Origin of the sequence: Intestinibacter sp. (assembly GCF_034113885.1) — a bacterium.
Taxonomy (GTDB): domain Bacteria; phylum Bacillota; class Clostridia; order Peptostreptococcales; family Peptostreptococcaceae; genus Intestinibacter.
The window spans coordinates 1-13,941 of record NZ_JAXEWM010000113.1 but is presented as its reverse complement, the minus strand read 5'-3'; the positions used below and the strand labels follow the sequence as shown (position 1 = coordinate 13,941).

The 13,941-nt window shown below is 31.1% G+C and carries 13 protein-coding genes; 1 reads left to right on the top strand and 12 read right to left on the bottom strand.

Going from position 1 to position 13,941, the window contains the following annotated elements; genetic code table 11:
• Nucleotides 1-5: 5 nt before the first annotated feature.
• The 10 genes from nifU to SPD90_RS06745 all read right to left on the bottom strand — a co-directional run bounded on the left by nifU (nucleotide 6) and on the right by SPD90_RS06745 (nucleotide 10,757).
• Nucleotides 6-449 (bottom strand): Fe-S cluster assembly scaffold protein NifU, encoded by a 444-nt coding sequence (nifU, locus tag SPD90_RS06790; RefSeq protein WP_320626381.1) that lies wholly within the window; start codon nucleotides 447-449, stop codon nucleotides 6-8.
• A 76-nt stretch (nucleotides 450-525) separates the two neighbouring features.
• Nucleotides 526-1,722: a cysteine desulfurase NifS gene (nifS, locus tag SPD90_RS06785; RefSeq protein WP_320924729.1), complete on the bottom strand. Its 1,197-nt coding sequence runs from the start codon at nucleotides 1,720-1,722 to the stop codon at nucleotides 526-528.
• Nucleotides 1,723-1,735: 13 nt separating this feature from the next.
• Nucleotides 1,736-2,209, bottom strand: coding sequence for an RrF2 family transcriptional regulator (locus tag SPD90_RS06780; RefSeq protein ID WP_320626379.1), 474 nt, complete (start codon nucleotides 2,207-2,209; stop codon nucleotides 1,736-1,738).
• Between the two features lie 163 nt (nucleotides 2,210-2,372).
• Nucleotides 2,373-3,149 carry a GNAT family N-acetyltransferase gene (locus SPD90_RS06775; RefSeq protein WP_320626378.1) on the bottom strand — a complete coding sequence of 259 codons (777 nt, stop codon included), beginning with the start codon at nucleotides 3,147-3,149 and terminating at the stop codon, nucleotides 2,373-2,375.
• 137 nt (nucleotides 3,150-3,286) lie between these two features.
• Nucleotides 3,287-4,561, bottom strand: coding sequence for a replication-associated recombination protein A (locus SPD90_RS06770; RefSeq protein ID WP_320626377.1), 1,275 nt, complete (start codon nucleotides 4,559-4,561; stop codon nucleotides 3,287-3,289).
• Nucleotides 4,562-4,639: 78 nt separating this feature from the next.
• Nucleotides 4,640-5,425 (bottom strand): GTP-sensing pleiotropic transcriptional regulator CodY, encoded by a 786-nt coding sequence (codY, locus tag SPD90_RS06765; RefSeq protein ID WP_320626376.1) that lies wholly within the window; start codon nucleotides 5,423-5,425, stop codon nucleotides 4,640-4,642.
• A 179-nt stretch (nucleotides 5,426-5,604) separates the two neighbouring features.
• A complete protein-coding gene (gene topA / locus SPD90_RS06760) occupies nucleotides 5,605-7,686 on the bottom strand; it encodes a type I DNA topoisomerase (RefSeq protein ID WP_320626375.1) in 2,082 nt (693 codons plus the stop codon).
• A 46-nt stretch (nucleotides 7,687-7,732) separates the two neighbouring features.
• Nucleotides 7,733-8,836: a DNA-processing protein DprA gene (dprA, locus tag SPD90_RS06755; protein ID WP_320924728.1), complete on the bottom strand. Its 1,104-nt coding sequence runs from the start codon at nucleotides 8,834-8,836 to the stop codon at nucleotides 7,733-7,735.
• Between the two features lie 10 nt (nucleotides 8,837-8,846).
• On the bottom strand, nucleotides 8,847-10,373 hold the full coding sequence (locus tag SPD90_RS06750) for a YifB family Mg chelatase-like AAA ATPase (RefSeq protein ID WP_320924727.1): 1,527 nt from the start codon (nucleotides 10,371-10,373) through the stop codon (nucleotides 8,847-8,849).
• 12 nt (nucleotides 10,374-10,385) lie between these two features.
• Nucleotides 10,386-10,757, bottom strand: a complete 372-nt coding sequence (locus SPD90_RS06745) for a YraN family protein (protein WP_320924726.1) — start codon at nucleotides 10,755-10,757, stop codon at nucleotides 10,386-10,388.
• 160 nt (nucleotides 10,758-10,917) lie between these two features.
• On the opposite strand from SPD90_RS06745, the gene SPD90_RS06740 reads away from it, so the two are divergent.
• Complete coding sequence (locus SPD90_RS06740; RefSeq protein WP_320626371.1) at nucleotides 10,918-12,192, top strand: CapA family protein; 1,275 nt, start codon at nucleotides 10,918-10,920, stop codon at nucleotides 12,190-12,192.
• A gap of 105 nt (nucleotides 12,193-12,297) precedes the next feature.
• Here the strand turns inward: SPD90_RS06740 and SPD90_RS06735 are convergent, their stop codons facing one another.
• Together SPD90_RS06735 and SPD90_RS06730 are read right to left on the bottom strand one after the other, a co-directional pair.
• The gene (locus tag SPD90_RS06735; protein ID WP_320626370.1) at nucleotides 12,298-13,317 is read right to left on the bottom strand and encodes an alpha-hydroxy-acid oxidizing protein; all 1,020 of its coding nucleotides are present in this window, start codon (nucleotides 13,315-13,317) and stop codon (nucleotides 12,298-12,300) included.
• Between the two features lie 75 nt (nucleotides 13,318-13,392).
• The coding region (locus SPD90_RS06730; RefSeq protein ID WP_320924725.1) for a ribonuclease HII at nucleotides 13,393-13,941 on the bottom strand (549 nt) is incomplete at its 5' end.

Genomic DNA, 13,941 nt, shown 5'->3' with positions numbered 1-13,941 from the left:
AATTATTATTCATCGTCTTCTTCTACACCGTGATCGTGATCTTCGTCTGGAACGAAATCATCTAATTCTGGTATACTTACGTTATTTTTCTTAGCATAATCTACAAGAGCAGCCTTTATAGCTTGTTCTGCTAAAACTGAACAGTGCATTTTTACTGGTGGAAGTCCATCTAAAGCTTCTGCTACAGCTTTGTTTGTTAATGCTAAAGCTTCATGTATGCTTTTACCTTTTATAAGCTCTGTAGCCATTGATGAACTAGCTATTGCAGAACCGCATCCAAATGTTTGGAATTTAACGTCTTTTATTATTTCGTCTTCAACGTCTAAATAGATTTTCATTATATCTCCACATTTAGCGTTTCCTACTTCACCTACACCACTTGCATTTTCTATTTCACCAACATTTCTTGGATGTAAGAAATGTTCCATTACTTTATCACTATATTGCATAATCTTGTTCCTCCTAAATTAATTTTATATTCTCTATCTATATTAAAGCTTATATTATTATAAGTCGATTTTCAAATTATTTTTCTTCTGGATGCTCTTTTAAATAAGTTTGATATAATGGAGATAATTCTCTAAGTCTAGCTATTACTTTTGGTAAATTTTCTAGTATATAATCTATATCATCTTCAGTTGTGAAATCTCCAACTGTAAGTCTTAAAGAACCATGAGCTAATTCATGTGGTAATCCTAAAGCCATAAGTACGTGTGATGGGTCTAATGATCCTGATGTACAAGCTGAACCACTTGATGCTCCTATTCCTAATTGATCAAGAAGTAATAATATTCCTTCACCTTCTATAAATTCAAATGATATATTTGCATTCCCTGGTAATCTATCAGTTCTATGACCGTTTATTTTTACATGTGGTATAGTTTCAACTATTCCATTTAATAATTTTTCTCTAAGTCTTGTAAGTTCTTTTACGTGGTGATCCATATTAGCTTTAGCAAGTTCTGCAGCTTTTCCATATCCTACTATTGCAGGTATATTTTCTGTACCAGCTCTTTTCTTTTTCTCTTGAGCTCCACCATGTATAAAGTTGTGAATTTTTACACCTTTCTTAACAAATAAAGCACCTATTCCTTTAGGTCCATATATTTTATGTCCAGACATACTCATTAAATCCACATCCAAATCTTTTACATCTACTGGTATATTACCACTTGCTTGAACTGCATCTGTATGCATTAAAGCTCCGTATTGATGAGCTATTTTAGTTATCTCTTTTATAGGTTGTATAGTTCCCACTTCGTTGTTAGCGTACATTACACTTACAAGTATTGTATTATCGCTTATAACTCTCTTTAATTGATCTAAATCTACTTTACCTTCTGCATCTACATCTAAGTAAGTAACTTCAAATCCATGAACCTTTTGTAAGTATTCGCAAGTGTGAAGTATAGCATGATGTTCTATTTTAGTAGTTATTATATGATTTCCTTTGTCTTTTCTCGCAAAAGCAGTTCCTTCTAAAGCCCAGTTGTCACTTTCAGTACCACCATTAGTGAAAAATACTTCCCTTGGTTCAGCATTTATTAAAGCTGCAACTTGAGCTCTGGCTTTGTCTAGTCCTTCTTTTGCTTCTCTACCAAATTGATGGAAGCTTGAAGCGTTACCAAAATATGTTGTATAGTAAGGCATCATAGCCTCTAAAACTTCTTTTTTAACTGGTGTAGTTGCTGAATAATCCATATATAATCTTCTTTTTTCCATAATAGTCATCTCCCTATTTCTTTATTTCATTATTCATCAAGCAATAAATATCATTTTCTAATCTATTTATATTATTATTTTCATAATAATCGTTTACCATATCACAAAGTGTAATAGATTTCATGACATTTTCCATAGCATCTCTCATCTTAGCCCATACTAGCTTTGTAACACAGCTATTTGAATTTTCACATACCCCTTCATCTGATAAGCAATCAGAAATCGATATAGGTCCTTCAAGCACAACTAATATGTCGTATACTGTTATATCACTTGCCCTCCTAGATAATAAATACCCACCTTGGGCACCCCTTACACTTTTTATTAGATTAGCTTTTTTTAATTTTGAAAAAATCTGCTCTAAATACTGCTCAGGTATATTTTGTTTACTGGCAATACTTTTTATCGATACAGGTCCTTTACTATGGTTGAGTGATAATTCAAACATAGCCTTGAGCCCGTATCTACCTTTTGTTGATAATTTCATTTTATCACCCTTTTTATTCCTACTTTTTTGGTAGGATTTATCTTTATGATATTATTGTATTATACCCTAGTAATTTTGTCAACATTAATTTGGACTATTTTAGTCAGAATTAAAAGTTTTTTTCTAAATCCATTGAAAATACTATGTTTCTTGAGATTTTATTTTATTCTTTATAGTATATACTCCAGTTATCTATTGTTTCAAATCCTAATTTTTTATAAATTTTTCCCGCCTCTTCATTATCATAAAACAAGCAAGGAATTATATTTTTATCTAAAAGCTCACTACAAAGCTTCATCATACATTTAGTAGCAAGGCCTCTATTTCTGTAATCATGATGAGTTCCAACACCTATAATCATAGCCGTGTTTTGGTTTTCAGCTGTCGATTTTGCCATAGAAATTATTTTCTTTTTGTGTTCAATACAATAGCCCCTTCCACTTCTTAAATTTAACCTTACATTTTCTATCGTTGTATTTTGAAATTCATCGATTTCTTCGTATAGCTTTACGACCTTTTTAATATTAAATATATTTATTTTTTTTAATTTAAAATTATCATCAATCTCTTCTTCGTATTTATCTATAGATAATAATCTACATAAATGAACTCTTCTATATTTGAGCAGACCTAGTTTATTTGCAATTAAATCTACACAGCTAGATTTACCACTTATCTCATTGAACTCCATATCTGAAATCAATTCACAAAATCCATCTACATCAAAATCTCCGTAAGAATAAAAGGTTAAATATTCAAAGCATCTGAAGAGGATTCCATTTATATTTCCATCTTCATCTATATCGCAATATATTTTATAAAATATATTTTCAAATCCGTAATTTTTTAATTCCTGTAAGCTAAATGTATTTATTTCCTTTTCTAAATTTAAATATTCTATGACTTTTTTTTCATACTTTCTATCTATTCTTTTAATCATTTAAATCCCCCAAATTACCTCTACTCCTTTTTAATTCGACTTTAAAATAAAGCTTTTCTATCAATATTATAAATATTAGCAATTTTATAATCAACAAAGAAAAATCCTCTACTTCAATCTGATAGAGGATTTTTCTACTAAAATTCATTTTTTAATTTTTTCCAATATTGCTCAAAGGACAGTTCATTTTTATTATTTCCAGGTTCGTAGTACTTCTTATCCTTTAGTGTATCTGGAAGATATTGTTGGTCTATATAATTATTTGGATAATCGTGAGGGTATTTATATTCTAGACCTCTACCTAATTTTTTTGCTCCAGCATAATGTGCATCTTTTAGATGATCTGGTATTTCTCCTGTCTCTGTATTATCTAAATCGTATAATGCCTTATCAATAGCCGTTATAACTGAATTTGACTTAGGACATCTAGCTAAATATATAGTCGCTTGAGCTAATGGAAGTCTAGCCTCTGGAAACCCCAGTTTAAGAGCTGATTCAACACAGGCATTTGTTATAGTCACAGCTTGTGGAACTGCAAGTCCTACATCCTCACTAGCCACACATAAAAGCCTTCTGATTATAGATTGCATATCCTGTGTTTTTATAAGTCGAGCTAGATAGTGGATTGCTGCATTTTCGTCAGACCCTCTAAGGGATTTATGAAAAGCAGATAATATAGAATAGCTGTCGTCGCCTTTGTTGTCGTAGTTCATTATTTTTACACTAGAGCAGTTTATTGTGTTCTCCAATGTTATATTAACTGAATTGCTTCCAATATCTATTCCTATGTTGAATACAAGCTCTAGCTTATTTAAAGCACTTCTCATATCTCCATTACATGTATTTGCTATATATTTTAAGGCTTCCTCTTCGACATTTATACTATCATATGTATACAGATTATTTAATTTATCTACGGCTCTTTTAAGTCCTTTATAAATATCCTCCTTTGTTATAGACTTGAATTCAAATACAGTGCTTCTACTTAAAATAGCCTTATACACTACAAAATAAGGATTATCTGCTGTACTAGCTATCAAGGTTACAGAGCCATCTTCTATTACTTCAAGTAGGGATTGTTGCTGCTTTTTATTTAATGCTTGTATTTCGTCGAGCATCAATATTATTCCATTATATGAAAACAAATCTCTCTTACTGTTGTCTATCGCCTCTTTTATTTCCTTGACTCCACAATTGACTGCATTTAACTTTATGTACTTTTTCCCGGTTACATTAGCTATTATATTCGCCAAAGTTGTCTTTCCTGTTCCAGGAGGACCGTATAAAATCATATTTGGAATAGTTTTATTTTCTATTAGTTTGTTTATTATCTTCCCCTTGCCAATTATATGTGATTGCCCCACCATATCGTCTATAGTCTCTGGTCTTAGTTTATCTGCTAAAGGTTGCATGTTTTTTCTCCTTATTTGGAATATAATATGAAAAAATCCTTCTTTAATTAAGAAGGATTTTTTCATAAATTTTATAGATTAATAATTATTTCTTACTTTTTTAAGCTCTGGTATTAATTTGTCATTAAGTATCTTTATATGAGTTCCCTTCATGCCTAAAGATCTAGATTCAATAACACCGGCACTTTCAAATTTTCTCAAGGCATTTACGATCACTGATCTTGTTATTCCAACTCTATCAGCTATTTTACTAGCTACTAATAAACCTTCCTTGCCATTTAATTCATTAAATATATGCTCAACTGCTTCAAGCTCAGAATAAGAAAGAGTTCCTATTGCCATTTGAACTACAGCTTTTTTACGCATTTCAATTTCTAATTCTTCACTTTGAGATTTTAGTATTTCCATACCTATTACAGTAGCACTATATTCTGATATAACTAAATCATCATCGTTAAAAGTCTTGTGGTATCTTGATAATACTAATGATCCTAATCTTTGACCACTTCCAAGTATTGGAACTATTGTCAAGTATTTTTCACTTCTATTGTATTCATCTGGGAATAATTTTACTAACTTTTCTCCTGTTAAATTGTCTACTGTTTCTGACACTTTAAGTAAGCTATCATTGTATTCCTTTGAAAATTTCTTTTGTTTTGTCTCTTCGTCCTCTATAACAGAACTATCTTGTATGTCTGTAAGATATAGGCCTAATACTTTACCCTTTGTGTTTAAAACATAGACATTAGCGTCTAAAACCTCTCCTAATGTTTCCGATAATCTATCAAAAGATACTTTAGTTCCACCACTAGTTTGTAAAGTTTTATTTATTCTTCTAGTTTTTTGTAGCACTTCACTTGCCATATTATCCTCTCCTTAATTTAAGTCAATATCATATAAATTTATAACTCTAATCTAACTATGTCATATAATTAACAGTCTCACAATGTAATATTAACATATTTTTTTATGCAATTCAACAAATATAATTTAATATTTTAAATTTTCACGCATTTCAATAATATTATTTTTAATTGTAATTTTTACTCATCTTCGACAATCTTTTCGTTTTTACATTCTTTATTTGAGCAAACTATTTTCTTGCCTGATTTTGAATATTTTTCATACATATAAGAACCACATTGCTCACAAACTTCTTCAACTGGTTTATTCCATGCTACAAAATCACATTCTGGATAATTTGAGCATCCGTAAAATACCTTGTTCTTTTTACTTTTTCTCATTATCACATCTCCATCTTTGCATTTTGGGCATTTTACACCAATTTTATTTACAATAGGTCTAGTATTTTTGCATTCTGGATAATTTTTGCAGGCCATAAATTTGCCAAATCGACCGTATTTTATCACCATATTAGCGCCACAAACTTCACATATTTCATCAGTTTCTTCATCCATATTTACTTTTTCTATTTTTTCCATAGCGATTCTAATAGCTTCCTTCAATGGTGAATAAAACTCTTCGACTACTTTTTTCCATTCTGCATTTCCCTCTTCGATTTCGTCTAATTGAGATTCCATATCGGCAGTAAAATCTACATCCATAAATTTTTGGAAATTTTCATCTAGTATTTTTGTAACTATTATCCCCAGCTCAGTCGGAAGTAAACTAGTTCCGTCTTTTTCAACATATCCTCTATTTAGTATAGTAGTTATAGTAGGCGCATATGTACTTGGTCTTCCTATTCCAAGCTCTTCTAAAGTCTTTACTAAGCTCGCCTCTGTATATCTAGGTGGAGGAGATGTAAAATGTTGAGCCGGTTCTTCTTTTTGTATAGTTAAATTTTCACCTTCGCTCAAACCTGGAAGTATTTTATCTTCCCTTTCTGTAAAGTTGTATATTTTTGTATATCCATCAAATTTAAGTTTAGAGCCAGTTGCCTTAAACACTAAATTAGAAATTTTACATTCGACATTTAAAACATCAAACACAGAATCCTCCATTTGACTTGCCACAAATCTTCTCCAAATCAAATTGTAAAGCTTATATTGATCTCTACTCAAAGAATCCTTTATACTATCTGGAGTTCGCTCCACAGAAGTTGGTCTGATGGCTTCGTGAGCATCTTGTACTTTTTTATCTTCTTTTTTAGATTTATTTTCTTTTGTTTGGTTTTTATAATAATTTTCTCCTATTGATTCTACTATATAATTCTTAGCCTTTTCCTTTGCTTCTTCTGATATTCTCTTAGAATCTGTTCTTATATAAGATATAAGACCTACAGTTCCTTCCCCTTTTATGTCGATACCTTCATAAAGCTCTTGAGCTACCATCATAGTCTTTTTAGTTGTAAAATTCAGTTTATTTGCAGCATCCTGTTGAAGTACACTTGTAGTAAACGGCTTTGGAGCTGATTTTCTACGACTTTTAGATTCTATTTTATTTACTATTAAATCGTTATTTTTTACTATTTCTAATATTTCTTTTACTTGATCTTCGTTTTCTAATTCTATTTTTTTGCCGTCTTCTCCATAAAATTTTAAAACAAATTCTTCACCGTCTTTATTTTTTACAATTAAATCTATTGTCCAGTATTCCTTAGGTATAAAAGAATTAATTTCATCTTCCCTCTCACAAACTAACTTAGTAGTCACAGATTGAACTCTACCTGCACTTAAGCCCTTTCTGACCTTTTGCCATAAAATAGGACTTATTTGATATCCTAAAAGCCTATCTAAAACTCTTCTCGCCTGTTGAGCATCTACTAAATCTAGATTTATACTTCTTGGATTTTTTATAGCTTTTTTAATTGCATCCTTTGTTATTTCGTGAAACTCTATTCTACATTCTTCTTTTTCATCTATATTTAAAATATAAGATAGATGCCAAGAAATTGCCTCCCCTTCTCTATCGGGGTCGGTCGCTAGATAAACCCTCTTAGCTTTTTTGGCTTCTTTCTTTAGTTCCTTGATTACATCTCCTTTTCCCCTAATATTTATATATTTTGGTTCAAAGTTATTTTCTATATCAACGCCTAATTGACTTTTAGGTAAATCTCTTACATGTCCTACAGAAGCCTTTACTGTATAATGACTTTTTCCTAAAAACTTTTCTATTGTTTTAGCCTTAGCTGGCGATTCGACAATTACTAATGCTTTCGCCATATTTTATTACACCCCCACTTACTTTCTCGGTTAACTTATTTTTCGGTTAAACGTTAAATCCATAAGTTTTATTTTCCATTTCAATAATATAATCGTTTATCAATAGTTCATTTATATTTGAATTTATTGTCTTTATATCAATATCAGTATAATTACAAATATCATCTATTTTTATATTACCTTTTCTTTTCATTAAATCTAAAATTGCAATTTGCTCACAATTTAAACCCTTAATATCATATTCTATACTATCTTTAGAATTATTTAAAGAAGAAAATTCACACTCCTGCATAATATCTTCAAAATTTCTTGCTATTTTTGCACCTTCAGATAAAAGATAATTGCATCCTTTGCTCTTTGGAGAATTTATAGGTCCTGGTATTGCTAAAACATCTCTATTTTGTTGTATTGCATACTCTGCAGTAGTTAAAGCACCACTACCATCCGCAGCTTCTACAACTAAAGTCCCTTTACACAGCCCGCTTATAATTCTATTTCTCTGAACAAAATTTGAAGGATATATTTTAGAACTAATAAAAAACTCCGATATTACGGCTCCACCATTTTCTAAAATTTTTTCGGCTACAGGTATATTTGTAGCTGGTCTTATCTCATCTATAGGTCCTCCCAATATCGCAGCAGTTTTTCCATTTTTGCCTTTTATACACGCCATATGTGCTTCAGAATCAATTCCCAAAGCGAGTCCACTTACAATATTTACACCTACAGACGACAATTCCTCTGTTAATTTTCTAACACAATATAATCCGTATTGTGTAGGAGTTCTCGAACCCACCACAGCTAATGTCTGTTCCATTTTTAAAAAAGAAATATCTCCTTTATAAAATAATATAGGCGGAGGTAACGTAATATGCTTTAATTGTTCTGGATAATTTTCATCCTCAATACAAACACATTGTATTTTGTTATTATATAAAATTTCTTTAATTTTATCAATTCGTGAATAGCTTCTATATTTTACTATATTTCTTAATAATTTTGAATCTAATTTTTTATTTTGAAGAATTTTCCTCTTATCTACCTGCATTAAATTTTCCAGTGTTCCAAATTCTTCTTTTAATATATCCACTTCTAGGTTATTTATTCTATATATAGAACTTAAAAGCAAGTACATGTCCTTTTTTTCCATAATTTTCACCTCATTTAAAATATTTGTAATAACCCTTTCTATATGAAAAAGCCTCTAATATATGGTTTTTATTTATATTTTCACTCGATTCTAAATCTGCTATAGTTCTAGCAGTTTTAAGTAATTTAGTGTAGCTTCTATTGCTCAATTTGTATTTATCGAATATTTTTTTAGCAATTAGATTACTTTCTTTATCTAATTTACAGTATTTATTTATTTGAGATGATTTTATTTCATTGTTGCTCTTTATATCGCTATCTTTAAATCTATTTTTTTGCATATCCTTTGCATTTTCAACTCTCTTTTTTATACTAGCAGAGGATTCATTAAAGTTATCATCGCTAAATTCACCGTGTTCAACTGAATCAACTGGCAAAAATAAATCAAATCTATCTAAAATCGGTCCTGAAATTTTATTTTTATATCTTATCATTTCATATGCAGAACATTTACACGGAATATCCGACATAAAATAACCACATGGACAAGGATTCATCGCGGCAATTATCAACGATTTACAAGGGTATTTTATATATCCTTTAAGCCTAGATATGTTTATATAGCCATCCTCCATAGGTTGTCTCAATATTTCCAAATCTCTAAACTCCTGTAACTCATCTAAGAATAAAGTACCCCTATGAGCTAAAACAATTTCTCCTGGGGTAGACTTGACCCCACCTCCAATTAAAGAAATTGTCGTAGCGCTATGATGCGGCGACCTAAATGGCCTTTTATTGACTATGCCTATATTATTATCGATAAGTCCAGCTATACTGTAAATCTTACTTATCTCGATCATTTCCTCCTTATCTAAATCAGGCAGTATAGTCCTAACCCTTCTCGCCATCATAGTTTTACCTGTGCCAGGAGGACCTATTAAAAGCGTGTTGTGATTTCCTGCAGCTGCAATTTCCAATCCTCTTTTTACAAAGTAATTGCCCTTTACATCAGAAAAGTCCTCTTCGTACTCCTCTTCTTCTGTATTTTTATTTATATTAGAAAATAAATCATTTAAATTTAAATCTATTTTTCCATTTATGTACCCTATACACTGTCTTAGATTTTTTACAGGAACTACTTCTATTCCATCTACATACGAGCTTTCTAGCAAATTCTCATAAGGTATAAATATCCTCTTATATCCCTTTTCCTTTGCGCTCAAAACTATTGGCAGAACGCCTCTTATTTTCTTTAAAGTTCCGTCTAATGAAAGCTCTCCTACAAATACAGTTTCTCTAAAATAATCTGCACCTCTTGTTATGTAGTTCATAACTAGTCCAATAGATATCGGCAAATCTAGTAGAGAACCCTCCTTCTTTATATCTGCTGGAGATAAGTTTACAACTATTCTCTTAGTCGGAAAATCATATTCGCTATTTATAATTGCCGATTTTACTCTCTCTTTTGCCTCTTTTATCTCCATACTAGCTAACCCAACTATATTAAAACAAGGCATCCCTCTAGTAATATCGACCTCGACATTGACTATAAAGCCATTTATCCCTGATAGATTACATGAATTTACTATACTTAACATATTATCCCTTTCCTAAAATGCATTTTCTATATGGTTTATCCTCTCTTCATCGAAATAAACCTCTACAACATCAAACCTCATTTCGCAATTTCTTAAATTGTTCTCCAAAATGTAGTACTTTGCTACAGCAGTTATCTTTTTGATTTTTTTCAAATCCACAGCCTCACAGGCTAACCCGTAATTTTTAGATGTCCTGGATTTTACTTCTACAAATACTATTTTATTTTCAAACCTTGCAATTATATCTACCTCTCCAAATTTAGTCCTGTAATTGGTACAAATTATATTCATACCTATTGAAACGAGATATTTTCGAGCTATTTTTTCACCTATTTTGCCTTTCTTTACGTTATCTAAAGATTTAAATACTTCGTAGTTATTCATACACGACACCTGCTATTTTCAAAATTTAATGTTCCAAATGTAGACTTTTTTATTTTAGTCATAAAAGTTACAATATATACACTTTTTTAGATTTTAATTGAAATTTTTTACAATTAAATATATTATAAATAATGAATACGTTTCTAATGGGGGGTAAATCATGAGTAAAAAAAGAAATAATAAAAAGACAAAGCTAAATAAAAGGGGAAAAATATTTTTAGGCTGTTTATCTGCACTTATATTAGTTGTAATAATTGCAGGGAGTAAAATATTAAATAAACCAAATAATTCATCCGTAGTTGATAACATAACTAAAATAAATACAAAAGTTGAAACATACAAAGCTTCACTAACTGCATGCGGTGATGTCATGGCTCATATGCCTCAGCTTAAAGCACAGTACAACGCCTCTACTAAGGAATATTCTTTTGACAACAACTACAAATACGTAAAAAAATACATAGAAAAATCAGACTTGGCAATAGCAAATTTAGAAACGACTCTTTGTAAAGACGATGTATACGCATACAGCTCTTATCCAACCTTTAACACACCAGATGCAATTGCAGACGCCTTAAAAAACACTGGTTTTGATTTACTATCTACTATTAACAACCACAGCTTTGATATGTCTAGCCTTGGAGTTGAACGTACATTAGCTACTCTAAAGGAAAAGGGATTTGATACTGTAGGTACTAGAGAAAATAAATCAGACGATGAATACATAATAGAAAATGTAAACAACATAAAACTAGGTATTACATCTTATTCTTATGGCGAAATAAAAAACGGAACTAAATATTTAAACGGCATAAAAGTATCAAGTGATAAAAATGACTTGATGAATGTATTTAACGCTACAGATTCAGATGAAGCCTTCAATACAATCTACTCTACTGTCAAAAAATACAAAGACGACACAGATATGCAAATAGTAATTCTCCACTGGGGTGACGAATACAGCAGAACTCCTAGCACCTTCCAGACAGAGCTTGCACAAAAGCTTTGTGATGCAGGTGTAGATATTATAATAGGCTCTCATCCTCATGTAGTTCAGCCTGTTGAAATGATAAAATCAAGCGATGGAAATCACGAAACTCTAGTGATATACTCTCTTGGAAATTACATTTCAAATCAAAGAAGACAATACTTGAGTATGTACACTGAAGATGGTCTTATGGTCAACATAGATATCGAGAAAAAAAGCGACGAAAAAGAAGCTGCAGTCAAAAAAGTCACTTGTATACCTACATGGGTTGCTAAGTATAGTGATGGCTCAAAATACGTATATGAGATAATACCTATTGCAGACGATATTTTAAGCAAAACATCATATATAGATTCAAGCTATTTAAAACAATCTTATACTAATACAGCTGACCAAATAAAGGCAGATGACAAGATAAGTGTTGTCGAAAATCCATTTGAAAATTAAAACGAAATATATTATATAAAAGGAATTTGCTAAAAATTAAATTTTAAAAAAGAGGCTCGATTTAAGCCTCTTTCTTTAACTCTAATAATTGTTTAATTCATAAAATTAATAATTAAATAATACTCTTTCATCTATATCAGCTATTGTAGCACATCCAGTAAGTCTCATAGTAGCTTCAAGCTCAGATATTATCTTATTAACATAAATTTCTACACCTTCAGTACCTCCACCGAATGAAGCAGTTACAAATGGTCTACCTATTAAAACACCATCAGCTCCTAGAGCTATTAATTTTAATACGTCTACGCCTGTTCTAACTCCACCGTCTGCAAGTATTATAGTTTTACCTTTTACTGCTTTAGCTATTTGAGGTAATACGTCTGCTGCCCCTGGAGTACAGTCTAAAACTCTACCACCGTGGTTAGATACAACTATTGCATCTACACCAGCTTCTGCAGCTAATATTGCTTCATCAACAGTCATAAGTCCTTTTAATATGAAAGGTAGCTTTGTAGCTTGTTTTAATTCTTTTATTTTATCTAAAGTTTTAGGTTCTACATTTTTTCCATGTAATGATAATGTAACTAATCCGCAAGCATCTACATCTACACCTAAAGCAAATACACCTGCATCTTCAGCTAATTTCATTTTTGAAATTATTGCGTCGTTTTCCCATGGTTTTATAAATGCTATACCATCTGCATTTTTTTCTTTTAATACTTCTAGATTATCTGTTAAGAAAGTTTCTATTGCTGTATCTCCTACCATTGGATATATTCCAGCTTTTAAGCATCCTTCTATTACCCATGATATGTATTCTTTTTCTGAGTATTTTCCACCCATATTTAAAGTTGTTCCAGATACTGGAGCTGCAAATATAGGAGCCTTCATTTTTTTGCCGAACATTTCTACTGATGTGTCAGGATTTTTTACATCGTGTAGTACTCTCATGTTTATTTTAATTTTATCTAAGCTTTTTATGTTTTCAGTGAAAGCTGATCCTGTTCCTTTTCCACCCATTCCAGGTACTTCTCCAGAACATACTACACCGTTACATGTTTTACATACTCTACAACTTCCATTTAAATTTTCTTTTGCATTTTTTAGAACTTCCTTGTAATCCATTTCTTTATCCCCCTAAAATAATCGTTTTGAATTTTCCATGAATACTTTTAACGTTTAGTTTTCATATCATCATAATTATAGCACATTTTTTAGGAAACTTTTCCTATGAATTGGAGTTATTCCAAAATTTTCGATAGCCTCGTAATGCTCCTTTGTTCCATAGCCTTTGTGGTGTTTAAATCCATATTGTGGATATATTTCATCGTACTTGTACATAAGTCTATCCCTAGTTACTTTTGCTAGTATACTTGCAGCTGCAATCGAAATTGACTTTGCATCTCCCTTTATTATTGGAAATTGCTTTATATCTAAATCAGGAATAGTAACTGCATCTAAAAGCAGATAATCAGGCTTTTTATTTAATGAATTTATCGCCTTTTTCATGGCCATGTATGTCGCATTTAAAATATTATACTCGTCTATTTCATCGTTATCTACTATACCTATACCGTAGTCTAGCGCTTTTTCTTTTATTATATCGAATAATTCCTCTCTTTTGGCTTCAGATAGCTTCTTAGAGTCGTTTACATAAGGTATTTTAGTATCCTTCTCAAACACTACTACACTTGCCACAACAGGTCCTGCTAGGGGTCCTCTCCCAGCCTCGTCAACTCCTCCTATATA

What these genes read in the sequence shown, in the direction of transcription:
- codY (WP_320626376.1), bottom strand. Translation starts at nt 5,425, where the DNA reads ATGGCAAGTGAAGTGCTACAAAAAACTAGAAGAATAAATAAAACTTTA.
- SPD90_RS06750 (WP_320924727.1), bottom strand. Translation starts at nt 10,373, where the DNA reads ATGTTAAGTATAGTAAATTCATGTAATCTATCAGGGATAAATGGCTTT.
- SPD90_RS06770 (WP_320626377.1), bottom strand. Translation starts at nt 4,561, where the DNA reads ATGCAACCTTTAGCAGATAAACTAAGACCAGAGACTATAGACGATATG.
- SPD90_RS06745 (WP_320924726.1), bottom strand. Translation starts at nt 10,757, where the DNA reads ATGAATAACTACGAAGTATTTAAATCTTTAGATAACGTAAAGAAAGGC.
- topA (WP_320626375.1), bottom strand. Translation starts at nt 7,686, where the DNA reads ATGGCGAAAGCATTAGTAATTGTCGAATCGCCAGCTAAGGCTAAAACA.
- SPD90_RS06780 (WP_320626379.1), bottom strand. Translation starts at nt 2,209, where the DNA reads ATGAAATTATCAACAAAAGGTAGATACGGGCTCAAGGCTATGTTTGAA.
- SPD90_RS06735 (WP_320626370.1), bottom strand. Translation starts at nt 13,317, where the DNA reads ATGGATTACAAGGAAGTTCTAAAAAATGCAAAAGAAAATTTAAATGGA.
- SPD90_RS06775 (WP_320626378.1), bottom strand. Translation starts at nt 3,149, where the DNA reads ATGATTAAAAGAATAGATAGAAAGTATGAAAAAAAAGTCATAGAATAT.
- dprA (WP_320924728.1), bottom strand. Translation starts at nt 8,836, where the DNA reads ATGGAAAAAAAGGACATGTACTTGCTTTTAAGTTCTATATATAGAATA.
- nifS (WP_320924729.1), bottom strand. Translation starts at nt 1,722, where the DNA reads ATGGAAAAAAGAAGATTATATATGGATTATTCAGCAACTACACCAGTT.
- SPD90_RS06740 (WP_320626371.1), top strand. Translation starts at nt 10,918, where the DNA reads ATGAGTAAAAAAAGAAATAATAAAAAGACAAAGCTAAATAAAAGGGGA.
- nifU (WP_320626381.1), bottom strand. Translation starts at nt 449, where the DNA reads ATGCAATATAGTGATAAAGTAATGGAACATTTCTTACATCCAAGAAAT.